This is a genomic window from Stenotrophomonas maltophilia (genome assembly GCF_013464485.1).
Classification (GTDB): Bacteria; Pseudomonadota; Gammaproteobacteria; order Xanthomonadales; family Xanthomonadaceae; genus Stenotrophomonas; species Stenotrophomonas maltophilia_AW.
In genome coordinates, this window is record NZ_RAUX01000009.1 from 71,913 (window position 1) to 93,618 (window position 21,706).

Here is a 21,706-nt window from a genome sequence, read left to right on the forward strand (position 1 = left end):
GTCGCTCCAACCGGACCCTTGCCGGCCGCGGTGGCAGGGCAGGGACCCGGAAGGAATCGCCAAGGGTCAGCCGCATGTCCGCCAACCGTCTTTACCAGACCATCGCTGCCAAGCTCCGCAAGCTGATCGAGGACGGCGAATTCCCGCCGGGCTCGCGCTTGCCAGGTGAGCGTGAGCTGGCCGAACGGTTCGGTGTCAGCCGGGTGACCATCCGCGAGGCTGAAATTGCCCTGGAGGCCCAGGGCTGGATCGCGATCCGCATTGGCTCGGGCGTGCATGTGAAGCCGCGCCCGACGCAGGTTCCGGGTGGACTGCCGGATGTCAGTGCGTTCGACCTTACCGCTGCGCGCGCGGTATTCGAGGCCGAGGCTGCCGCGCTGGCTGCCAGCAATCTGGATGATGCCGGTATCGCTGAACTGCAGGTACTGGCCGAAGCCCTCTGCCGTCGGGACCTGAGCGATGAAGAGGCGGGGGAGTACGACCGCCGCTTCCACCTGACCATCGCGCGCCTTTCCGGGAACCCGGTGGTGGAGTTCTTCGTGCAGCAGATCTGGCGCATGCGCAGCGAACTGCCGCGGGTGACCGAAGTCTATGCACGGGTCTGCCATGACGACGGCGCCAGTCGGGCCGACGAGCACATGGCGATCTTCGAAGCACTGCGCGCCCGCGATCCGGTGGCGGCCCGCAATGCCATGCGCCATCACTTCCAGCGTCTGTTCGAAGCCATGCTGCAGGCCACCGAAAGCCAGGCATTGGAAGCGATCCGCCGGCGCACGCAGCAGGACCGCGAACGGTTCATGGCCACGACGCGGATCTGAAGGGCGTCTTCGCGCGGGCGCAGCGTGTTGTACTGCGACTGCGCGTCGGTAGTGCCGGCCGCTGGCCGGCAATCACAGCGAATCAGTTGGCTCCAACCTAGAACCTCTCGGTATTGAAAGGCGGGTCGACATCCAGGTACCGCCGCCCTGCGTCGTCGGCGATGCAGAGGCCGTTGGACAGGAGCTTGATGTATCGTTCGCGCTTGTCAGCAAGCTTCAGTTCGGACAATCTGCGGAGCGAACTCAACAGTCTATTCAGGCTCTGGATCATGCCGTTGGCAGACGCAGGATCGGCGACGTCCCTGGCGAATTCTCCCAGCCTGATTGCCTCATTTGAGTGCCGTGAGGCATCAACCCTGGCAAGCTGACGGGATGCGTGCTGATTGAAGATAAAGGCTTCGTCATCGGCAAGGCGCTGCAGGCGGGTCGTTGCCATCCTGGTAAATGTCACTTCGAAGTCGATCGAATCCGCCCCGATCAAAGGGGCGCAACTGTTCACGCATCCCTTTCCAAAGACTGCTTGGAACAGCGTCATGAGGTCGGCAAGTTTCTCGAAACTGTTCCACATATCCTTGGGCACTCCCAACCAGAGACCGTCCTTGGAGCGCGTCCAGCGCATGTATCGCTCTGCTTCGCCGCCATCCTCAGCCTGGCTGGAAAAATGTCCGCAGGCCTGCAGGAATCGGAGGCAGTCTGCAGCGGGCATGAAAATGGGATTCGCCAATGCCTCGCCCCGTCTCACCCTTTCCAGAGGGTCATTATCCGGCTCGGGATCGATGTACTCGACCTGCAGATTTCCGTTTTCAACATAGGCGTAGCTGATGGCGCAGAAATTGATGGCAAGAAGTGCAGGCGCGCCGATCCCTACGGAGAAATTGACCGCCGGGTACTGCTCAACCTGCTGCTGGGCTTCATGGAAGGTGCTGTTTGCTCGTGCGCCCAACGAGCCCTTGGCTTCGAGCAGCCCCCACGTGCCATTGTTCAACTGGACCAGGAAATCTGGAGCATCTGCAGCCCCGGCGACCGGGGCCATGGGCAATCCCTGGATCTGGATGGGGCTGCCTTGAGTAGTGTGGAAGTGAAGGATGCGACTCACGAAACCCGGGGCTGCCGGCGCAGCAACGACAGCCTGCTCCAGTGCATAGCGGGCATAGACCATGCCGAGGAAATAGCTGAAGCTGCCTTTCTCGTTCTTTTCGAGCTTGCGCACAAACGGAAGGGTATTGACGCAGGGACCGCCAGCCCCTGCGGCAGTGCCGAAGATATCGCCCAACAGTGTGACTTTTCCGTAGATGTACGTACCAAGCGCTTTCCAATCCGCTTTGGTCATCACGCCCATGTTGGCGAATCCCGGGCCAGGCACGGCTCCCGGTGGCCCAAGGAATGCGAGCACGTTCCCGTAGCCGCAGTCGAGTGCTGCGAACAGAATGTCGACGGCGTGCGGATGTGGCAGTGGCGAAATGGTGGGTGGGGCGAAGGCCACCGTCATGTCTGCATGGGTGTATCCCGGCGGCCACTTCGGCGCATTGAGAGGTTGCAGATAGAGCTTCAGTACACTTGCCATGCCGCGTCCTTGCTTCATCAAGTCCGGGCAATCTTCCCGGCATCCGCAAACAGAAGCAAGCCGGAGGCCAGATCTCTCAGTCTCTACCCGACGCCACCGCCGCATCATGCAGCCCGCGCAGCTTCTTCTTGTTGATCTTGCCCACGCTGGTCCGCTCGATCGATTCCACGAAACTCACACGCTCCGGAATCGCATAGCGTGAGATATCCCCCGAACGACTGCGCGCTGCGACCAGCTCGATGATTTCGCCCTCGCTCACCTCGCTGCCAGGCTTCCTGACCACGAGTGGCAACGGGCGCTCGCCCCATTTCGTGTCGCTGATACCAATCACCGCAACCTCGCTGACGGCCGGGTGCAGCGCGATGATGTCTTCCAGAGCCAGCGAGGAGATCCACTCGCCACCGGTCTTGATCACGTCCTTGATACGGTCGGTCACCCGCAGGTAACCGCCTTCGTCGATATTGCCGATGTCCCCCGTGTGCAGGTAGCCGCCGGCCCAGAGCGCCGCCGATGCTGCCGGGTCGTGCAGGTAGCCCCCGGTGAGCCACGGTGCACGCGCCACCACTTCGCCAGTGGCGAGGCCATCGTGGGCGACATCGGCCATGTCTGGGTCGACGATGCGCAGGTCCACCAACGGCACCGGAATACCGGCCTTGGTGCGCATTGACAGCGCTTCATCCGGATCAGTCGAGGCGTCCACATCAATCTGCGCGACGGTCAGCAGTGGGCAGGTCTCGGACATGCCATAGCCGCCGAAGATATCGATACCCCGCGCCAATGCACGCTGGGCCAGCGCACGGGGCAGGGCGGCACCGCCGATGATCACCTTCCATCCACGCAGGTCGGCCTGCGCGGCGTCAGGATGTTCCAGCAGCATGTGCAGGATGGTCGGCACGCAGTGCGAGAAGGTCACCTTCTCGCGGGCAATCAACGCCAACAGATTTCCCGGCAGGTAGCGCCCCGGATAGACCTGCTTGATGCCCATCAGGGTTGCCACGTATGGCAATCCCCAGGCGTGAACATGGAACATCGGGGTGATCGGCATGTAGACGTCGTCGCGGTGCAGCCGTCCCTGGCTGGCCGCACTGCCGAGGGCAGCCATCCCCGCCAGTGAATGCAGCACCAGTTGCCGATGACTGAAGGAGACGCCCTTGGGCAAGCCGGTGGTGCCGGTGGTGTAGAACACCGTCGCGCGGGTGTTCTCGTCGAAATCAGGAAATTCACTGGCCGCCGCAGCGTCGCGCAGCCCGGCTTCGTACTCGGCGACGAAACCGGCCGGCAGCGGCCCATGGGCATCTTCCATCAGGATGCGCGTGCGCAGATCGGGTAGCTGTTCGTCGATTCCATCCAACAGCGGCAGGAACTCGCGATTGACCAGCAGCACCCGTGCACCGCTGTGATTCAGTGTGTAGGCAATCTGCTCCGGTGCCAGGCGGATGTTCACCATCATCAGCACTGCGCCGATCATCGGTACCGCGAAGTAGGCTTCCAGGTAGCGGTTGCTGTCCCAGTCCATCACCGCCACCGTATCGCCATGCTTCACACCCAGCGAGGTCAGCAGCCCCGCCAGCTGGCCGATGCGGACATGCAGGGTGCGGTAGTCGTAGCGGACCGTATCGCCGTAGACGATCTCCTGCCCGGGGGACACCGCCAGGGGTGTCAGCAGCAGTTGTTTGATCAACAGCGGATAGGCAGCGGCATCGGTAGCGGGGGCGGATGGCATGAGGGTTCCTCGTGGGCGGCATGTCGGTGACCAGTCTTCTCCTGGCCACACTAGCCATCCCACCCGCCCGTACCAGCGTACCTAGGTACCTGTGCCTGTCGAAGGGTGATTTGCTACTCTCGCCAGGACATGCCGACCCTGCTCATTGCCGACGACCATCCCTTGTTCCGCGCGGCACTGCACCGCGCGGCCGAGGAGGCGGTGGCCGATCTCCAGATCAGCGAGGCCGACTCGCTGGACAGCGTGATCGAGACACTGGAGAGCCAGTCGATCGACCTGATGCTGTTGGACCTGCACATGCCGGGCAATCACGGCTTGGCGGGCCTGGCCACCATCCGCGCATTGCAACCGGGCCTGGCAATCATCATCGTCTCGGCCAATGAAGAGCCGCAGGTGATCCGTCGCGCCCTCGATCTCGGCGCGGCCGGCTATCTACCCAAGAGTTCGGGCCTGAACGAGCTGCAGGCGGCGCTGCAGTCGGTGCTCGACGGCGAGCGCTGGATGCCGGCGCTGCTGCGCGAACCGGTTGCGCGTGTTTCGCCATTCAGCAGGGACGCAGACCTTGCCGCACGCCTGGCCAGCCTTTCCGCGCACCAGTACAAGGTGCTGGGCCTGGTGGCAGAGGGCCTGCTCAACAAGCAGATTGCAGACCGTCTTGGTGTGCAGCTGCGAACCGTCAAGGCTCACATGACGCGCATCATGGAGCGGCTGGGCGTACGCAACCGTGCGCAGGCCATCCGTGTACTGCATGAAATGGGGTTGACCGATCCGTCCCGGCAGATCGAAGAGCCACCCGCGGATTGATGGGTCAGGGCGTTGCCGGGGCACCGTTCGCCAGAAGGTGATTGATCGCCCAGCGCAGTGCCAGTGGCTTGAACGGCTTGCTCAGCAGGGACAATCCCGCAGTGCGCACCGCCTCACGGGTCCCGCTGCCCGTGTCCGCACTGAGAATCACCGTGGGCCGTGCACCATGCATCGACATCAGCCGTTTCCACAGCGCAACACCGGTGTCGCCCTCATCCAGGTGGTAGTCGAACAGCCACAGGGCAGCCGCTTGCGCCGACGCACCGATGGCATCGGCGTTGCCAGCCGTGATGACATCGCAGCCCCAGGAGTGCAGCAGCTGCCGCATGGCTTCAAGTGCGACCGGATCGTTGTCCACCACCAGTACGCGGATGCCTTTGAGCGCACTGCTGGATCCGGCAGCGGACACGATGCGCGGGGCCTCGGGTGGTTCGGCGCGTGCCACGCTGATGGAGAAGGTCGAACCGTGCTGCAGCACGCTGCGCAGATGCAGGGGAGCATGAAGCAGCTCGGCAATGCGATGCGCGATGGTCAGGCCAAGGCCGAGGCCCTGGCCGTTGCTGCGATCGAGGCGGTGGAACTCTTCGAACACGACGGCCTGCTGCTCCGGCGCGATGCCGGGGCCGGTATCGTGCACGCCGATCGACAACCTCTTCCCTTGGCGGCGCACGCCCAGCAACACACCGCCACGGCGGGTGTAGCGCATCGCATTGGCCAGGAAGTTCTGCAATACGCGGCGCAGCAGCAGCGGATCGCTGTGAACCCACGCGTGGCTTCGCACATAGCCGAACTGCAGGCCACGGGCGGCCGCAAGTACGGCGAATTCCTGTGCAAGTGGATCCAGTACGTTCGACACCGCGAACGGCCTCGGGTCGGCCACCAGACCGCCGGCCTCGAGTCGTGAGATGTCCAGCAGGCCCGACAGCAGGTCATCGGTGGAATCCAGTGCGCCACGGATCTGGCGCAGGAAGCTGTCCAGGAACTCCGACTCGATATGCTGTGACATCGCGTCGGTCAACAGCTGTGCGGCATGCAGCGGCTGGATCAGGTCGTGGCCGACGGCGGTCAGGAAGCGGGTCTTTGCTACGTTCGCGCGCTCGGCCTCATGCACCGCCTGTTCCAGACGTGCAGTGCGGTCCTGCACGCGTCGTTCCAGGGTTTCGTTGCTGCGCTTGAGCGCGTCTTCGGCGCGGCGGAACGCGGTGACATCGGTGAACGTGGCCACGTAGCCACCGCCGGGCATCGGGTTGCCGCGGATCTCGACGATGGTGTCGTCGGGGAAAATCCTCTCGGAAAGATGTGGCGTGCCACGCCGCATGTGCGCGACACGGCGCTGCAGGGCCTTGTCGGGGCTATCGCCGGGGCTGTCGCCGATCTTCAACTCGTCCAGCGCCCACGCCGTGAGGTTGACCACCGGCTGGCCGACCTGCAGCAGCTCCGGCGGGAACTTGAACAGCGCGGCGTAACGGCTGTTCCACGCCACCAGCTGCAGTTGCGCATCGACCACGCTGATGCCCTGGCTCATGTTCTCCAGCGCTGCTTCCAGCAGGCGCTGATTGAAGCGCAGCACCTGGGTCGCCTCACCGACCGCACGGGTGACGGCATCCAGTGGCGCAGCGCCGCCTTCGCGCGCCGCCTCCACCAGCAGGCGTGCCATGCCTGCACCCACCACGGCCGTCAGTTCGCGTTCGATGGTGGTGACCCGCTCGTCATCCAGCATCTGCCCGGCGGCGCCTCCCATCAACTGGCGCGCCCGCTCCTGGCCCAGGAAGCGCCCGGCCGTCCTGCGCAGCGACGCGGCCACCACCGCATCACGCTGCCGTGGCAGCGACGGGCGCACCGCGCGCGACACCAGCGCTACCGTTGCCAGGTTGATCGCCAGGCTGACGCCCATGCTGATCGCGATATGGCCCGGTTGCATGCGCAGCGAGACCATCGCCAACCAATGCAGCGCCTCGGGGTCGGTCGACGCAGGCGTGGCGGGAATCACCATCGGCAGCAGCACCAGCCACAGCCAGGCCAGCGAGCCCAGTACGATGCCGGCGATGATGGCCGGCGACGGCGTGCGCGGGCGATACACCGCCAGCAGCACGGCCGGCGCCAGTTGCGAGAGCGCAGTGAACGACATCAGGCCGAAGTCGCTGAGGGCCTCGGTTCCGCTCATCGCACGGCTGTACAGCCAGGCCATCAGGAACACGGCAACAATGCCGGCGCGGCGGAAGGCCAGCACGCGGGGACGCAGGTCGGCAGTGCCTGCGCTGCCACCGATGCCATCCAGCAGCCGCGATCCGAAGCCATGATTGCCGAGCATGATCGACAGGGTCAGCCCGGACAGGATCATCATGCCGGTGGCCGCGCTCAGGCTGCCCAGATAGGCCAGCAGGGCCAGGAGGTGATGGCCGCCGGCCTTGGGCAGGGCCAGCACATAGAGGTCCGGCGATACCGACGCCGGCAGCTGCGCGGCGCCGGAAAGCGCCATTGGTACCGACGGCAGCCCGATCAGCAGCAGATAGACGGGGAACAACCAGCGTGCCGTCTTCAGGTCGGACGGCTGGCGCAGTTCAACCACACCGACATGGAACTGGTGGGGCAAGGTGAAAGCCGAGATCGCACCAAGTGCGACCATGGTCAGGTAGTCGGGAACGATCGGCGGGGGCGGCAGCTGCGCCATCTTCTGCAGCAACGGCGTGCCGGCCTGTTGTACCGACAGCGCGGCATACAGGCCAATGGCCAGCAACGCCACCAGCTTCAGTACCGACTCCAGACCCAGCGCGACCACGATGCCGCGGTTGTGCTCGGTGGCCGATGCCTTGCGTGCACCGAACAGCAGCGTGAACGCCACCATGATCAGCGCGAACCAGAACGACATGTCCAGGCGCCAGCCGGTGGGCGCGAACTGTGCGCCCAGCAGCGCGCCCAGGCCCTGGCTCACAGCCCTGAGCTGCAGCGCGATATAGGGAATGATCCCGAACAGCGCCACCAGCGTGATGGTAAGCCCCAGCCCCTGGTCTGCACGCAGCCGTGCCACCACCAGGTCGGCGATGGTGGCGCTGTTGTGCTGCCTGGCCAGGCGCCCCAGGCGCACCAGGAAGGGCAGGCCGAAGGCGAAGATCAAGGCCATGCCGACCAGCGTCGGCGGAATCGGGAAGCGCCATTGCAGGCCCTGCGACGCCGCGCCGTAGTAGGTCCACGCCGTGCAGTGCACCGCCAGGGACAGCGCATAGATGGCGGGCCAGGCCCGGGACAGCCGGTGCCCCTGGCGCTCGCCCCACAGGGCCACGCCAAACAGCAGTACGGTCCACGCAATACAGGCGAACAGAACGACGGAGGGCGTCAACATCGCTCCAGTGTAGGGAGAGAACCGGGCGGGGTGGTGCTAGGGCGTGAGTACGATCAGTGACAGCTGCTCAGCGACCAGTGCCTGCGCGCCATCGGGAAGGCGCTCGACGGCCTTGCGCTGGGTGAGCAGCCATTGGCCGGGCTGGCGCGCTTCCAGCGACAGCAGTTCCGAGCGCACGCGCACCTCGCACCCGCTGGGCACCGGCGCCAGGAAGCGCACCTTGTTCAAGCCATAGTTGAGAACGTGGGCGATGCCGGGAAAACCGGCCAACGCGGCCACGTCCTCCTCCACGGTGAGCGAGAGCAGCAGGAACCCGTGCGCGATGGTCTGCCCGCCTGGGAGCTGCGTCTTCGCCCGTGCTGGATCGACATGGATCCAGTTGTGGTCACCGGTGGCGTCGGCAAAGGCATCGATACCCGCTTGCGTGATGCGTGAAGCGGCGCCCAGCCGCTCGCTTGCCGCCCATCGATGCAGGGCCCGCAGGGCATCAGGCAGCTCCACGGCCGCGGGCCCGCTCACCGTACCCGTCCCAGCAAGGCCAGGATGGCCTCTCGGGCCTCAGGTTCGTCCAACATGGGCGCATGGCCCACATCAGGCACCTCCACCAGGCGGGCACTTTCGGACGTCGCCGCCATCTGCCGCGCCACGTCGGCCGGCAGGATATCGGACAGGGCGCCACGCACCACCAGTACCGGCACCCGCGCGGTCAGCCCGCGCACGGCGCGCCACAGCAGCGGGCGCAGCAGCCAGAGCACCCAGGGCCGCGTGGTGCGGATCACTGCCGGGTCGTAGTCCAGCTCCAGCAGGCCGTCGCTGCGCGGGCGGAAGGTACGCACCGCCATGGCCTGCCAGTCTTCGTTGCTGAATCGCGGGAACGACGCCTTTCCTATCGACGCGACGTAGGCCGTGGCCTGTTCCAGATCCATCGGTGGCACCGGCTTGCCCGCATACTTCCCGATCCGGGCGAGGGCCTCGCGCGGGACCTTGGGGCCGGCGTCGTTCAGTACGGCGCCGGCCAGGCGCTCCGGCGCACGCGAGGCCAGGGTAATGGTCACCAGCACACCCAGCGAAGTGCCCACGAACACCGCCCGGTCAATGTTCTGCGAGCGCAGCAGTGCCACCATGTCGTCGGCATAGGTGCGCGGGTTGTAGCTGGATGGATCATGCGCACGCTCCGAACCTGCGCGGCCGCGCAGGTCGACGGCGATCACACGCCAGCCTGCGGCGGTCAACGAGCCGGCAAGGGCGTCGAAGTCGGCGCCATTGCGGGTCAGGCCGGGAACGCAGACCACCGTGCCACGGCGTGCCTGCCCGGCATCGGGGGCATGGTCGCGCGCATGCAGGCGCAGGCCATCGTCGCTGTTCCAGTACAGATCTACGTAAGGCTGCATCATGCAGGGGCTTCCTGGAAATCGTAACGGGTGCTCTAGAAATCGTAGCGGACACTGAGGCTGTATTGGCGTGGTGGCCCGTAGAAACCTGTCAGCGTGCCGACCGCCGGAATGTTGTAGCCGGTGGTGCGGTACTCCTTGTCGGTCAGGTTGGTGCCCTGCAGGGAGAACGTCCACGCGTCATCCAGGCGCCAGATCACACCGGCATTGACCAGTCCGTAGCCGTCCTGGCGGATCACCGGGCTCAGGTCGGTGGTGGGCCACACCTCGCTCTGGTAGCTGTAGCCCACCCGTGCCGAGAGGTTGCTGCCATTGGCCAGCTCGGTGCGGTACTCCACGTTCAATGCACCGGAAAACTCCGGCGCATTGGTGAACTTCATCTGCCTGGCCACATTGACGCCGCGGTCGATGTACTCGTCGTACTTCGTGTCCAGCCAGGCCAGGTTGCCGGAGATCAGCCAGTGCTGGCTGGGCAGGTACTGGTATTCGACTTCCAGGCCCTTGACGGTACCGGCGCCGGCATTGGTGAAGTCGCCGAAGAAGGAATCGTCGATGCCGTCGCCATTGGTATCCAGGCCGGTGAACACCGACAGCTGGATATCCTTGTACTTGTTGTAGAAGGCCGACAGGTTCAGGAACAGGCGCTGGTCGAGGAAGGCCATCTTGCTGCCCACCTCGTAACTGTCCACGGTCTCGTCATCGAACGGCTCAGCCGAACGTGGTACCGCCACCGCGTTGGCACGGATGTTGTAGCCGCCTGACTTGAAGCCGCGCGTGGCCAGCCCGTAGACCATGATGTCCGGGGTGATCTGGTAGTCCAGCGAAACCTTGGGCGAGACGTTCTTGAAGTTGGTCTTCTTGTCGAAGTCCGCCGTCACCGCCACCGGCCGGCTGAAGCCCGGGTCGGCGTAGAGGCGGTTCAGCACGATCGCACGCTTGTCCTCGTCGGTGTAGCGGGCGCCGACATCAAGCTTGAGCCTGCTGGTCAGGTCGAAGGTCCAGTCCGCGTACAGCGCAATGCTGTCGGTCAGCACCTTGCCCTGGTTGTCGGCGAACTGCGCGCTGAAGTAGTTGTTCTGGATCTGGCCGCCGGCCTCGCCACTGAACTGGTACAGGCCGACCACGCCGCGTACGCGGCCACCGGCATCGTAGTTCAGCTGCACCTCGTTGCTGACCTGGTCGTCGTGGTAGGTGCCACCCACATCAGCCAGCTTGACCGGCGTGGTGTCGAAGTCGATGTTGGCCTCACTGTCGGATTCACGCTTGGCCACCACGTACTTCACTGCGATGTCCTCGCTCGGGCGCCAGTTCACCGTGGCCGAGGCGCCCTTGGTTTCCACGTTGTTGAGGTTGCGCATGCCCGAACGGATGTCGTAGCGGCTGTCCATCGGCGGGTAGGCGCGCAGGAACGGGTTGGGCTGCAGCATCTTCGAGCCGCGCATGCCGGACTGGTCATCGATCCAGTCCAATGCGAACTGCACATCGAAGTCATCGCCCGCATATGCACCCAGGTTCAGTCGCGCCGCATTGATCTGCTTGTCGCTGACCGGTTGGCCGTTGAACGTGTTCTCGCCGAACCCATCGTGGTTCATGCTGGCCACCGCCACGCGGGCGCGCAACCCACTGTCGGCGCCGCCGATGGGGCCGCCAATGGCGGCCTTGGCGTCCAGCTGGCTGTAGTTGCCCACGGTGATCTGGGCGAAGCCCTCGGTCTTCGTGGGAAGCCCGCGTGAGATGTACTTGATCGCGCCGCCGATGGTGTTCTTGCCATACAGCGTGCCCTGCGGGCCGCGCAGCACTTCGATGCGCGAGACATCGAACACATCCAGCAATGCCCCTTGGGGCCTTGCGATATAGACGTCGTCCAGATAGATGCCCACGCCCGGGTCGGCGCCCCAGGTAGGATCGGACTGGCCGACGCCACGGATGTAGGCGGTGACCGTGCTGCTGGCGCCACGGGCGGCGTAGATGGTCAGGTTGGGCACCTGCGCATCCAGGTCACTGATGTCCTGGACATTCATCCTGTCCAGCGCCTCGGAGGTAAAGGCGGTGACCGCCACCGGGACTTCCTGCAGGGTTTCTTCGCGCTTGCGGGCGGTGACCTTGATGCTGTCCAGGTTGGTGGGCGAAGCGGTCCTGCCCGCCGTCTGCGCGGCCTGTGGCGTTTCCTGTGCCAGTACCGGCCCGGAGACCAACAGTGCGCCGATCATCAGACTCAAACAATTCCGTTTCATCCGGTCCTCCCCCAGGCAAGTGCTTGCAGATGGCCCATTGCCACCCCTGCAGCCAAGGCTAGCGGTGTCATCCGGCAGCGGCGAGTGGACCTAGGTCCAGTCGGCAGCAGCCGCTGGATGCGGATACTGGGCGCGCCCCCAGCCGGAAGCGCTCCCCGGTACCACTTCATCCACGACTCACGCACGAGGATCTGGTCATGAAATCCGGAATCGATTCGATTAAAGCGATACTGCTGGTATTGTGCGGCTGGCTGGCAGCGGCGGGCGATGCGCTTGCCTCAGGTCCGGCCGGGCATTGGGACATCGGCCTGTACGGAAACCTGTTCGGCGCCCGCGAATACCAGGTCTGGGTGCCGGCCGGCTACAACGACCAGCGGCCGCTCCCCCTGCTGCTGGTGCTGCACGGCTGCGTCAACGGGCCCAACCTGATGGGCGAGGCCTCCGGCTTCAACGATGTGGCCGACACCGAGGGTTTCATCGTGGTCTATCCACGCCAGAACGTCACTTCCAATCCGGCGCGCTGCTGGAACTGGCAGCTGCCCACCAACCAGGCACGCGACAGCGGCGAGCCCTCGATCCTGGCCGGCATCGTGGACAAGGTGAAGGCCGGCTACAGCGTCGACCCGCATCGGGTCTACGTGACCGGCATCTCCGCGGGCGGCGCGATGACCTCGATCATGCTGGCCTGCTACTCGGACGTGTTTGCCGCTGGCGCCATCCACTCCGGCGGCATGTTCAAGGGTGCGACCACGATTTCCGGCAGTGCGTACGCGCTGTTGGCCGGAAGCATCTATTCGCCGGACAGCAACGGCCGGCTGGCCTGGCAGTGCTCGGGCTCACCGACGCCGCGCCCGCTGCCGGTGCTGGTGTTCCATGGCAGCGCCGACCTCACCGTCAACCCGGTGAATGGCCAGCAGGCGGTGCGCCAGTTCCTGCAGACCAACGACCTGGCCGATGACGGCCAGGACAACGACTCGGTGAAGTACGTGCCGACCAGTACCTACCACGGCCAGGTACCGGGTGGGCGTGCCTATACGGTGGACACCTATGCCTATGGCGGTCGCACGCTGGCGCAGCACTATGTGGTGCAGGGCATGGGGCATGCGTGGAGTGGCAGCCAGTCGGGCTTGCCGTTCACCGATCCGAAGGGCCCGGATGCCACGTTGATCACCTGGTTGTTCCTCAAGGACTACCAGCGCTGAAGGGCAGGGCGGTCGCTGACGGTGCGGGAGCCGAGGGCTCCCGCACCGCCTGGGCTTCAGCGTCTGGTCCGCGCAGCCGTGCACCCCGTTCGGCAAGGAATCGCCTGGGTGGGGCGCCCACCGTCTTTCGGAACATGGTCACGAACGCGCCCGAGCTGTCATATCCCAGGTCATCGGCAATGGCTTGCACCGTGCGGCCCTTGGCCAGCATCGGCAACGCCACCACCACATGCAGCTGCCTGCGCCAGCGCCTCACGCTCAGGCCCGTTTCGCCGGAAAACAGCCGGGACATGTTGCGCTCGCTCATTCCAATCCGGCTCGCCCATACTTCAAGCGTGGCCCGCTCGGCCGGGGCGGCCAGCATCGCATTGGCCAGCTTCCGCAGCCTTGGGTCGCAGGGCATGGGCAGGTGCAGCCATTCCGGCGGTGCCGCGATGAGTTCGTCCAGAAGCACCGCCATCAGGCGAGCGTCCGCACTGCCAGCTGCGTACCGCGAGGGAAGCTGTGAGGTTCGTTCAAGCAGGGCATGCATGAAGGGACTGATCGCCATGGCGAGGCAGTGTGTCGGCAATCCAGCGATCGCCCCCGGCTCCACGAATACAACGAAGCCATGCGGCTTTCCCGTGCTGCTGGCCCGATGGGACAGCCCTCCGGGAATCCAGATCGCTCCCTGGGGCGGGACGACCCACAGGCCTGCACGGGTCTCCAGCGTGATCAATCCGCTCGTGGCTACCAGAAGCTGGGCCTTCCGATGCTCATGGAAGGGCATTTCCCAGGCGTCGGTGATGGGGTCCACGGCCAGCACCATGACCGGGCTGTCGACGAGATCGGGGTAGTCCGCCCCGATTCCTTCCAGTTCGATAACTGACGTCACCACTGCATCGTCCTGCACAGCAAGGCAAGGGGGCGGTGCGCGCTGTCAATCTTCATGGTCCGCCTGCTGCGGTTCACGCCTGTGCCAGACACAGACGAATCCCATCAGGACATGAACGATCGGCAGCTCCTTTCTTCCGGCTTCGGCAATCAGTGTGGTTGCACGCATGCTGGCATCCTCTTCTGTCGAGGATCAGAAGCGTATTGGGCAAAGTGCGGGGCGTCATTCGACAGTTCCGCCAGGTGATTCCGCAATCCGGCCATCTGCCGTGCAGTGGCCCTGACCCGTGCTCCGCCCGGTGCGCTACAGCGCCGGAACCGTGATCCTCTGCAGGTCGAGCTTTGCCCGCAGGGCGTAGTGCTTGCGGGTGACCTGCACGACACTGGTCAGGAGGGGGTCAACGTAGTCCTTGAAAAGGGGCGGCCGCGGCGACGAAAGATAGAACCCGCGATCCTGCCTGACCGCCGCCGGCAGCAGAACTTCGCTGAGGTCGCCGTCGGATGCATCGGTGACAAGGCAGGGCACATGGCGGAAGCCGAGCTTGCGCAGCAGGTACAGGCGGTGGGAGCCATTGGTCAGGATCACGCGCTTGCCGAAGCGGGTGGCACTGATCAGGTTGTCACTGAAACCAAGATAGATGACGACGGCGTGGCTGGCCGCGCCGAACGGCTCATAGCCGGTGATGGTGGCCGGATCGAGGGTCGCCACATCGAGGAATCGCAGGTCATTGGAAGCGGAAGCAAAGGTGTAGCTGCCATCGGACTGGGTGAACCGGACGTCGGGGTGTGCATGGCGTCCGCTGCGGGCGACGAGCTGCATGACCTCCTGTGCGGTGGGTGAGGTGGGCATCGCCGCTGCCAACTGGTCGATGTGACGCAGGTTGATGCATTCCTGGAAGATCACCAGTCGATCAATCTCGACCATCTGCCAGGAGCGAGGCAGCACGCTGGTCATGCGGTGCATCGAGGGTTGCCGCAACGCCTGATCGGCCAACGGCATCATCTCCTCCGGCAGCGGCAGGACAGCAATGGCGTCCGCCTCATTCGCCTCGTCCTGGCGCAGGCGATGCACGTTGCTGCGTGCGGCCCTCCAGTCGGCCACCAGCGCAGCTTCATCGAAGCTTCCCGGCGGGCATCGCTCCCTGATGAAGCGGACGAAGGCCGGCAGCGGAAACAATCCCTTCAGTAGAACGGTCGTGTCCAGGCCGTCGTCGGTGATCTCACTGCTCATCCATTCTCCATGCCGGGGATTGCATCAACGGCCAGCAGGCCGCGCCATTCGTCACGCCAAAATAAGATGTTATATCGTAACATTATGGTGCCTTGGCGGCAATCGCCCTGCAACGTGCGTGGCGATGGTGGCTTGGCTGCTCCGTATCCAATGCAACGTCTGGATACATCCACTGACTAGAGGAGTTGTTCATGAACGAGCTGATTGAGCTGGGTGTAGTGGCAGGACAGCAGGACCCTGAAGGACAGGGTGTGGGTGGCGAACTGATCGAGCTGGGCTCGGTGGTTTCGGAAACGAAGGCGCACAACCACGGCACGTTGTGGGATGGCGTCTTCCCGACCACCTCGCCCTGATCTGTCGCGCAATGCAGTCACTGCGGTGCATGCCCTGCATGCACCGCTTCTTGGTTCCACGGCAGGAGAGCAGATGATGGAGCAGGGCGCCGCCCCCTATTTCCTGTCGAAGCAGGCGCATGTCTGCGTCACCACTGATGCGATGGTGATCCTTGACCAGGGCACGGGAAAGTATCTCTCCATCGACAGGCGTGGCGCCGCAAGCCTGGGAGGCCTGGTTCTCGACTGGCCTTTGCCACCCGATGGACAACGGATACCGAAGCTCCTCCAGTCGCTGATCGATCGCCAGCTGATCACCCAGGATCCGCGGCAGGGCAAGTCCGCGGCCAGCCCCCGTCTTGAACTGCCAAGGCACTGGGTGCGCGAGGGTGAGCCGAGGGGATGCCCGAAGATCACCGCGCGCGACGTGGGAAGGTTCATGGCGTCGGCGGCCCATGCCGCCTGCTGCAGGGCGGTGCTACCTTTCAGCGCCACCGTGTCATCGGCCCGCAGGCGCGCCGACGGCGCCCAGAGCACGGCAGCAAGCCTGCAGGAGCTGGCCTTCCTGGTCCGGGTGTTCGATTGGCTCCGGCCCGTCGCCTTCAGGAAGACCGACGAGTGCTTTCTCTACTGCCTGGCGATGAGGGAGTTCCTGTCGAAGTACGGGATCGTCCCTGCCTGGGTGTTCGCGGTCAGGACACAGCCGTTCGCTGCGCACTGCTGGCTGCAGCACGGTGATCACGTGCTGACCGACATTCCCTTCAACCTGCGCCGGATGGTCCCCATCCTGGTGCTGTAACGAAACCCGTCGCATGTATCGATACATCGCCGTGCTCTGGAACACGCTCTCCGAATCCGCAACAGCCCAGGCAGGGCAGGCGGTGGCAAGGATCGAGGCCGCGCTGACCGGTGCCAGCTGCGTGATGAATGGAAACGGTGCAGCGATCTACGCGCAGACTGACAATCCCGGCTACTTCGAATGCAATCGATCCGGTTCCTTGACGGTACTCGGAACGCTGTTCCACAAGCATTTCGGCCCAGGGATCGTACCTGGGCGCGTAGACCTTGATGCGGACTCGGTCGACAGCGCCTGCAGCACCCTCGGCCGCAGCATCGTCGAGCAGTACTGGGGCCGGTACGTAGCGTTCGGCTACCAGCCGGAGACATCAATCTGGTTTGTCCTGCGCGATCCCACTGCGGAGATCCCGTGCTACATGACAACGGTGGGACAGTTGACGCTCGTCTTCTCCAACATGGAAGACTGCCTGATGCTCGGCCTGCGCGATTTCAGCGTGGACTGGTCGTTCCTGTCCTACTCCCTGCTGTACCCGTTTCGTGATGGCGTGCAGACCGGTTTCGAGGAAGTCACGTCCGTTGAACCCGGCGAAGCGGTGTCGATCCGCCATGGCGAGCCGGTTGGTCGGCAGTACCAGTGGGACGTGGTGCGGCTGGCCCGCGACCAGCCTGTCGAGGACATCGACGAGGCCGTCCAGCTGGCGCGCGCGACGTTACTCGGCTGCATCGGCGCACTGGCCAGCCAGCACCGGAAAATCCAGTTGCAACTGTCCGGTGGGCTGGACTCCTCCATCATCCTGGCGGGCCTGCTGCATGCGCCCTCAGCTCCCGAGGTGACCTGCGTCCATCATTACGATGACGGCATCGGTGCGGACGAGCGGCGGTTCGCACGAATGGCGGTCGAAGGGGCCCGGCGATCCTCGGGCAGGCACTGCGAATTCATCGAGTACCGGCGGCAGCCACACTGCGCGCTGGAAGAGATCATGACCTTCCCGCGGACAGCGCGGCCTGCGCATTGCTCCGGCTATCTCCTGCATCGGCGCGACGTGGACTTCGACGGCGACACCGTACAGTTCACGGGTGTCGGCGGTGACGCGGTGTTCCTGCGTTTCAAGGGTAACGCCGCTGCGATCGATTACGCCTGGCGTCGTGGCATCGACCGGGGATTCTTCCGCGTGGCCTTCGAAACCGCGCAGTCCGGCGACTCGATCTACGGTGTACTGCGGGACGCGCTCGTCCATGGCCTGCTCAGGCGTCCGGCCAGCATCAACGGCCGTTGGGGCAAGCCCTGCCCGTGGGTGCGGGTGGAGCGGGCCGAGCAGGAGGGCATGCAGCCGGCCTGGCTGCGGCATGCCCTGGAGCAGGGGCATCACGTATCCCCCTACAAGCTGGCCCATATCGGCCGGATGATATTCCCGACCAGTGTGCTTGATCCGTTCGAGGGCGTGGGACGCTGGCATGGCGTGTCGCCGATCAGTGCGCAGCCGCTTGTCGAGTTGTTCGCGCGCATACCGCTGCACCTGCTCATGGCGGACGCGGAGGATCGCACCATCGCGCGGCGTGCGCTGAAAGGCCTGCTTCCGGAGGCACTGCTGTCGCGAAAGGTGAAGTCGTATCTGGATGATCACTCCGTGGCCGTCACCCAGGGGCACCAGCAGTTCATCAGCAGCCTGCTTGTCGATGGGTTCCTCGCCAGGCGTGGCTACCTCGACAGCGCGCTGGCCGATGCGGGCATCCGGCGGGTCAGTCCGGATCACTCGTCGCAGGTGCTGGGCATCTTCGGCCCGCAGATCAATATCGAAGCGTGGCTGAGGCGCTGGTCCGGCCAGGAGGGACCGCTGGCAGCCGGCGTGGTCTAGGCGTTCCGGCTCATCTCTTCGAGGTAAAGGCTCTCGAGATCGTTGGCGGTGATCGTGCTCGCATCCAGCGTCCTGCGCAGGCGGCCGGCGCGCATCAGGCCGATCGTGGTCGCCACCTCGCGGGCTCGGAACAGATCGTGGGTCGCCATCAGAATTGCCGTGCCGCGATCACGCTCCCTTACGATCAGTTCGTGGAACTCGGCGGATGCCGTGGGGTCCAGGCCCGAAGTCGGCTCATCCAGCAGCAGCGCCTTGGCCTCCTTGATGATGGCCAGCGCGATGCCGACCTTCTGCCGCATGCCCTTGGAATAGAGGCCCACGCGTCGGCCAAAGGCCTCGGTTGCCAGCCCGGCGGACCTGAGCGCCTGCTTCAGCCGCGCCGGTGAGCGTTCCTCGATACCGGCCAGGCGGGCGAAATAGTCCAGATTCTCATAGCCGGTCAATTCATCGTACAGCGCCACCGTCTCGGGGATGTACAGCAGCCGCCGGCGCACCTCCAGTGGCTGCTGGTGCGCGCTGAGTCCGTCCACATCGGCCCAGCCGGAGGTGGGCTTCAGGAACCCGAGGAACAGCTTGATGGTTGTCGACTTGCCCGCGCCGTTGGCACCCAGCAGGCAGAAGATCTCACCCGGCTTCACCTCGAAGCTGACGTCGTCCAGCGCCCGATGCGCGCCGTGCTCCATGACCAGGCTTTTTGCAGACAGCATGTGGGTGTTTCCTCAGGGCGTAGACAGCCGACCGCGCAGCGTGGCGGCAGCAAGCAGGACAATCAGGCTGGCGATGATCAGTGCGGCAAGGTCGGCAAGGACACCCCGCTGGGCAGCGCCTGCGGTGTCGTGGAACTGGAAGTGGGGGAGCGCCTCGTACTCGTCGAGGGTCTGCGGCAGGTCACGGTCCAGATAGCCCTTGTGCAACAGCCGCCGCGCCTGCCAGAAGGTGTGGACCTGGCGCTGGAAGTCGAGCGCGCGCCCCGAGTCCGAGCCTGCGATGCGATCGAGCGCATCCTGGGTGGCCACGGCGGGCAGCAGCAGCCGCACCCTGTCCAATACGCGGCGATGCGCTGCTTCGGCCTGCGCATGCGAGGCGATCAGCCGGGCCAGTTCAAGATCAGCGGCAACCCGGTCGGCATAGGCCTGGCGCACTGCATCGGGGATGACGGGCGATGAAGCATTCTGGAGCGCCGGTCGTGCGGGGTGCTCGCGCTGCTGGCGCTTGGCAATGTCTGACTGCCGGGCCTTCAGTTCCGTGGCGAACCGCATCTGCGACGGTGGCGGCGCGATCAGGTTTACTGCCGCCAGGGTCAATGATGGGGCCATGACCACGATCAGCAGCCACAGCGCGCCGGCGGCGATGGCCGCCTCGGTGGTGCGGCGGGAAAGGCACGCGATCAGCAGCGCCAATGCCAGCCAGAAAACACCGTAGCCGAGTACGATCAGGGCCAGCATGATGAGCCCCGCAGGGCTGCGGGCGCCTGACCAGATGGCCATTGCGACGATGATGGCCAGCGTGGGCAACAGCACCACCAGGCCACGGGCCAAGGCCTTGACCACGAGCAGCCGCGTTGCCGAAACCGGCTGCGACAACACCAGCGCCGCGATCCCGCGCTCGCGCTCACGCGACCACAGGTCATGGGTAGCCACGAGAATGACCAACGGCAGCAGGAACACGATGACGAAGGCCAGATCGAACCGCCCCGCAGCCCGTGCCGCCGGATTGCCGATGTCGGCCCAGACGTGCTTGAGCAGCTGGGCCGGATCGCCCAGCGCAACCACATCGGCGGTGTAGGGGTAGGCATCCGCCTGGCCGATCGACAGCGATGCCATCTCACCGGGCACAAGCACCGGCTGCACGCGGGGCAGGACCGACGGTGCCTTGCCGACGAACGCACGGCTGCGATCCCTGGTCTGCTGCTCTTCCTGTTTGATCAGTGCAATGGCCGCGTCGCGCTGGTCCACCCAGGCACGGCCGTTCCACGCGGCGTAGGCACCCAGCCCCAGCAGGAGGACAAGCAGGACCGGCAGCGCCCGGTCGCGCAGCAGGCGGCGGATCTCATAGCGGGCAATCGACACCACGCTCACGGAGCGCGTTCCAGGTGCCGTGCCGAGAGAACCACCACCCCGCATCCCAACAGCAGCCAGCCCAGCAGAATGGCCAGGTTCACCCGCTGCGTGGCGGCGATGCCGGCCAGGGTCTGCTGCGGTGGTCGATACAGTACCGGGCGGGTGATGCCCGCGATATCGGCTACATGCTTCCCGCCGGGTGGCGCCTTGTGCAGCTTCACGTTCTGGTTGAGCGCCTGGATCAACCGGTAGCGGTAGTCTTCCACGCTGCGCAGGAAGGCCAGGTGCGCAGGAAAATCGGTACGTGCGAATGCACGCGACCAGGACTGCAGCGCCAGTACAGGAGAGGCGAAGGCGAACAGGCGCTGCGTAGCGTCCTGTTGCTGGTAGCTGGCATGCAATCGATCAAAGTGACGGTTGTAGACGCGTGTCGAATTCGCCTCGGCAAACTCAAGGGCGACACCACGGAAATTCACCGGCAGTGCATCCACACTGTCGACCTGGTAGCGCGCCATCAGCTCCGCGCGCAGCGCATCCAGGCGCTTGTCCGCCGGGTCGTGGCCATTCACGCCGTTCTCTGCTTCCTCGGTCACGTTGGCCCTGAATGCCGGTGCGGAAGGGGTTGGATGCAAGGACTCGGCCACGGCGGGCGCCACTTTGGGCACCAGCAGCGTGGATACCACCCAGAAGCCCAGCAGCACGACCAGCGATGTCCGTGCAGAACCGGCAAGTGCCGATACGCCGACCGTAAGCGCGCAGAACACCAGCAGATAGAGTGCGTAGGCAGCGCCCAGTGCGAGCAGGGCTGCAACATCGGCAATGCCGCCGTACTGGATGGACAGACCCGGCAGGCTGATCAGCAGCATGCACAGCACCAGCAGCAATGAAGCTGTTGCCAGGGCAATCAGTCGCCCACTGATCAGCACCCCGGCGGAGGCCCCAGTACCGAGTTCCTGGCGCAGCGTTTCGCGGGCAACATCGCCGGACAGGCTGGCGAAGCCGGCCAGGATGATCAGCAGCGGGGCCACTACCTGCAGCGCCCACGCCGCGGAGAAGCCCTGGAAGCGGCTGAGTGCGGTGCCGGCGTCCACGGCGCGGTGCCGTGCCGGGTTCTGTGCATGGCCCTCGATGAACACAGACGTCCCCAGGAAATCCGTCAGCCCGGGGTCCAGCGCCGCCAGCGGCCGCACGGGAGCAGGAATGGCACGCCCCACATGGGCAGCACTGTGGGGATCGATCGCGCCCTGGCTGTCCCATAGACGCGCCTCTTCCTCGCTCACTGCCTGGCGCTCCTGTGCCTGCAGGGTCATGCGTGCGGCACCACCAAGCACCGACGCACCCGCAATCAGCAACAGGGCAACGGCGAGCCACAGCACGCGCCGCTCGCGCCACATCAGCGTGAGCTGGGTGGACGCAACAGCGAAGGCCTGCTGGATGGCCAGCGTGGGCCTCGACGGGGCAGGACAGTGGGCACGCATGC

Annotated in this window: 18 protein-coding genes; 6 read left to right on the top strand and 12 right to left on the bottom strand. The window is 65.1% G+C overall.

All coding sequences use genetic code 11. The features are described 5' to 3' along the window. The first annotated feature begins 74 nt into the window (after positions 1–74). A complete protein-coding gene (locus tag D7Y61_RS03945) occupies positions 75–818 on the top strand; it encodes a FadR/GntR family transcriptional regulator (protein ID WP_180865191.1) in 744 nt (247 codons plus the stop codon). A 97-nt stretch (positions 819–915) separates the two neighbouring features. Here the strand turns inward: D7Y61_RS03945 and D7Y61_RS03950 are convergent, their stop codons facing one another. After that, the gene (locus D7Y61_RS03950; RefSeq protein WP_180865192.1) at positions 916–2,382 is read right to left on the bottom strand and encodes a hypothetical protein; all 1,467 of its coding nucleotides are present in this window, start codon (positions 2,380–2,382) and stop codon (positions 916–918) included. A gap of 76 nt (positions 2,383–2,458) precedes the next feature. After that, the gene (locus D7Y61_RS03955) at positions 2,459–4,105 is read right to left on the bottom strand and encodes a fatty acid--CoA ligase (protein WP_180865193.1); all 1,647 of its coding nucleotides are present in this window, start codon (positions 4,103–4,105) and stop codon (positions 2,459–2,461) included. Between the two features lie 129 nt (positions 4,106–4,234). On the opposite strand from D7Y61_RS03955, the gene D7Y61_RS03960 reads away from it, so the two are divergent. Continuing rightward, a complete protein-coding gene (locus tag D7Y61_RS03960) occupies positions 4,235–4,909 on the top strand; it encodes a response regulator transcription factor (RefSeq protein WP_154263588.1) in 675 nt (224 codons plus the stop codon). Between the two features lie 4 nt (positions 4,910–4,913). Here D7Y61_RS03960 and D7Y61_RS03965 read toward each other — a convergent pair whose 3' ends face one another. The 4 genes from D7Y61_RS03965 to D7Y61_RS03980 are packed head-to-tail and all read right to left on the bottom strand — an operon-like array spanning position 4,914 to position 11,850. After that, positions 4,914–8,249 carry a hybrid sensor histidine kinase/response regulator gene (locus tag D7Y61_RS03965; RefSeq protein ID WP_180865194.1) on the bottom strand — a complete coding sequence of 1,112 codons (3,336 nt, stop codon included), beginning with the start codon at positions 8,247–8,249 and terminating at the stop codon, positions 4,914–4,916. A 36-nt stretch (positions 8,250–8,285) separates the two neighbouring features. Beyond that, positions 8,286–8,768, bottom strand: coding sequence for a MaoC/PaaZ C-terminal domain-containing protein (locus tag D7Y61_RS03970; RefSeq protein ID WP_180865195.1), 483 nt, complete (start codon positions 8,766–8,768; stop codon positions 8,286–8,288). Next, positions 8,765–9,643, bottom strand: a complete 879-nt coding sequence (locus D7Y61_RS03975; RefSeq protein WP_180865196.1) for an alpha/beta fold hydrolase — start codon at positions 9,641–9,643, stop codon at positions 8,765–8,767. Before D7Y61_RS03975 ends, D7Y61_RS03970 begins: the two co-directional genes overlap by 4 nt. 32 nt (positions 9,644–9,675) lie before the next feature. After that, positions 9,676–11,850 carry a TonB-dependent receptor gene (locus tag D7Y61_RS03980; protein ID WP_180865253.1) on the bottom strand — a complete coding sequence of 725 codons (2,175 nt, stop codon included), beginning with the start codon at positions 11,848–11,850 and terminating at the stop codon, positions 9,676–9,678. Positions 11,851–12,071: 221 nt separating this feature from the next. Between D7Y61_RS03980 and D7Y61_RS03985 the strand changes: the two genes are divergently transcribed. Beyond that, the gene (locus D7Y61_RS03985) at positions 12,072–13,076 is read left to right on the top strand and encodes an extracellular catalytic domain type 1 short-chain-length polyhydroxyalkanoate depolymerase (protein WP_180865197.1); all 1,005 of its coding nucleotides are present in this window, start codon (positions 12,072–12,074) and stop codon (positions 13,074–13,076) included. Here D7Y61_RS03985 and D7Y61_RS03990 read toward each other — a convergent pair. The 3 genes from D7Y61_RS03990 to D7Y61_RS03995 all read right to left on the bottom strand — a co-directional run bounded on the left by D7Y61_RS03990 (position 13,057) and on the right by D7Y61_RS03995 (position 15,180). Next, entirely contained in the window at positions 13,057–13,953 is an 897-nt protein-coding gene (locus D7Y61_RS03990) for an AraC family transcriptional regulator (RefSeq protein WP_345776223.1), read from the bottom strand. The two genes, D7Y61_RS03985 and D7Y61_RS03990, sit on opposite strands and share 20 nt — an antisense overlap. A gap of 42 nt (positions 13,954–13,995) precedes the next feature. Further along, positions 13,996–14,118 (bottom strand): hypothetical protein, encoded by a 123-nt coding sequence (locus tag D7Y61_RS22565; RefSeq protein WP_258010213.1) that lies wholly within the window; start codon positions 14,116–14,118, stop codon positions 13,996–13,998. A gap of 135 nt (positions 14,119–14,253) precedes the next feature. Continuing rightward, entirely contained in the window at positions 14,254–15,180 is a 927-nt protein-coding gene (locus tag D7Y61_RS03995; protein WP_180865198.1) for a hypothetical protein, read from the bottom strand. 191 nt (positions 15,181–15,371) lie between these two features. Here D7Y61_RS03995 and D7Y61_RS04000 point away from each other — a divergent pair, with 191 nt between their 5' ends. From D7Y61_RS04000 to D7Y61_RS04010, 3 genes are all read left to right on the top strand, one after another. Beyond that, a complete protein-coding gene (locus D7Y61_RS04000; RefSeq protein WP_180865261.1) occupies positions 15,372–15,533 on the top strand; it encodes a hypothetical protein in 162 nt (53 codons plus the stop codon). Positions 15,534–15,606: 73 nt separating this feature from the next. Beyond that, on the top strand, positions 15,607–16,311 hold the full coding sequence (locus tag D7Y61_RS04005) for a lasso peptide biosynthesis B2 protein (protein ID WP_258010214.1): 705 nt from the start codon (positions 15,607–15,609) through the stop codon (positions 16,309–16,311). 13 nt (positions 16,312–16,324) lie between these two features. Continuing rightward, the gene (locus D7Y61_RS04010) at positions 16,325–18,166 is read left to right on the top strand and encodes an asparagine synthetase B family protein (protein WP_180865199.1); all 1,842 of its coding nucleotides are present in this window, start codon (positions 16,325–16,327) and stop codon (positions 18,164–18,166) included. Here D7Y61_RS04010 and D7Y61_RS04015 read toward each other — a convergent pair. From D7Y61_RS04015 to D7Y61_RS04025, 3 genes are read right to left on the bottom strand one after another with little or no spacing between them, the layout of a single operon-like run. Beyond that, complete coding sequence (locus D7Y61_RS04015) at positions 18,163–18,849, bottom strand: ABC transporter ATP-binding protein (RefSeq protein WP_258010215.1); 687 nt, start codon at positions 18,847–18,849, stop codon at positions 18,163–18,165. The two genes, D7Y61_RS04010 and D7Y61_RS04015, sit on opposite strands and share 4 nt — an antisense overlap. 36 nt (positions 18,850–18,885) lie before the next feature. Continuing rightward, complete coding sequence (locus D7Y61_RS04020) at positions 18,886–20,244, bottom strand: ABC transporter permease subunit (RefSeq protein ID WP_180865201.1); 1,359 nt, start codon at positions 20,242–20,244, stop codon at positions 18,886–18,888. Next, positions 20,241–21,704, bottom strand: a complete 1,464-nt coding sequence (locus tag D7Y61_RS04025; protein WP_180865202.1) for a DUF3526 domain-containing protein — start codon at positions 21,702–21,704, stop codon at positions 20,241–20,243. Before D7Y61_RS04025 ends, D7Y61_RS04020 begins: the two co-directional genes overlap by 4 nt. Positions 21,705–21,706: the final 2 nt, after the last annotated feature.

Coding starts and splice junctions, on each gene's coding strand:
- D7Y61_RS03945 (WP_180865191.1), top strand. CDS start 75: ATGTCCGCCAACCGTCTTTACCAGACCATCGCTGCCAAGCTCCGCAAG.
- D7Y61_RS03950 (WP_180865192.1), bottom strand. CDS start 2,382: ATGGCAAGTGTACTGAAGCTCTATCTGCAACCTCTCAATGCGCCGAAG.
- D7Y61_RS03955 (WP_180865193.1), bottom strand. CDS start 4,105: ATGCCATCCGCCCCCGCTACCGATGCCGCTGCCTATCCGCTGTTGATC.
- D7Y61_RS03960 (WP_154263588.1), top strand. CDS start 4,235: ATGCCGACCCTGCTCATTGCCGACGACCATCCCTTGTTCCGCGCGGCA.
- D7Y61_RS03965 (WP_180865194.1), bottom strand. CDS start 8,249: ATGTTGACGCCCTCCGTCGTTCTGTTCGCCTGTATTGCGTGGACCGTA.
- D7Y61_RS03975 (WP_180865196.1), bottom strand. CDS start 9,643: ATGATGCAGCCTTACGTAGATCTGTACTGGAACAGCGACGATGGCCTG.
- D7Y61_RS03980 (WP_180865253.1), bottom strand. CDS start 11,850: ATGATCGGCGCACTGTTGGTCTCCGGGCCGGTACTGGCACAGGAAACG.
- D7Y61_RS03985 (WP_180865197.1), top strand. CDS start 12,072: ATGAAATCCGGAATCGATTCGATTAAAGCGATACTGCTGGTATTGTGC.
- D7Y61_RS22565 (WP_258010213.1), bottom strand. CDS start 14,118: ATGCGTGCAACCACACTGATTGCCGAAGCCGGAAGAAAGGAGCTGCCG.
- D7Y61_RS03995 (WP_180865198.1), bottom strand. CDS start 15,180: ATGAGCAGTGAGATCACCGACGACGGCCTGGACACGACCGTTCTACTG.
- D7Y61_RS04000 (WP_180865261.1), top strand. CDS start 15,372: ATGAACGAGCTGATTGAGCTGGGTGTAGTGGCAGGACAGCAGGACCCT.
- D7Y61_RS04005 (WP_258010214.1), top strand. CDS start 15,607: ATGATGGAGCAGGGCGCCGCCCCCTATTTCCTGTCGAAGCAGGCGCAT.
- D7Y61_RS04010 (WP_180865199.1), top strand. CDS start 16,325: ATGTATCGATACATCGCCGTGCTCTGGAACACGCTCTCCGAATCCGCA.
- D7Y61_RS04015 (WP_258010215.1), bottom strand. CDS start 18,849: ATGGAGCACGGCGCGCATCGGGCGCTGGACGACGTCAGCTTCGAGGTG.
- D7Y61_RS04025 (WP_180865202.1), bottom strand. CDS start 21,704: ATGCGTGCCCACTGTCCTGCCCCGTCGAGGCCCACGCTGGCCATCCAG.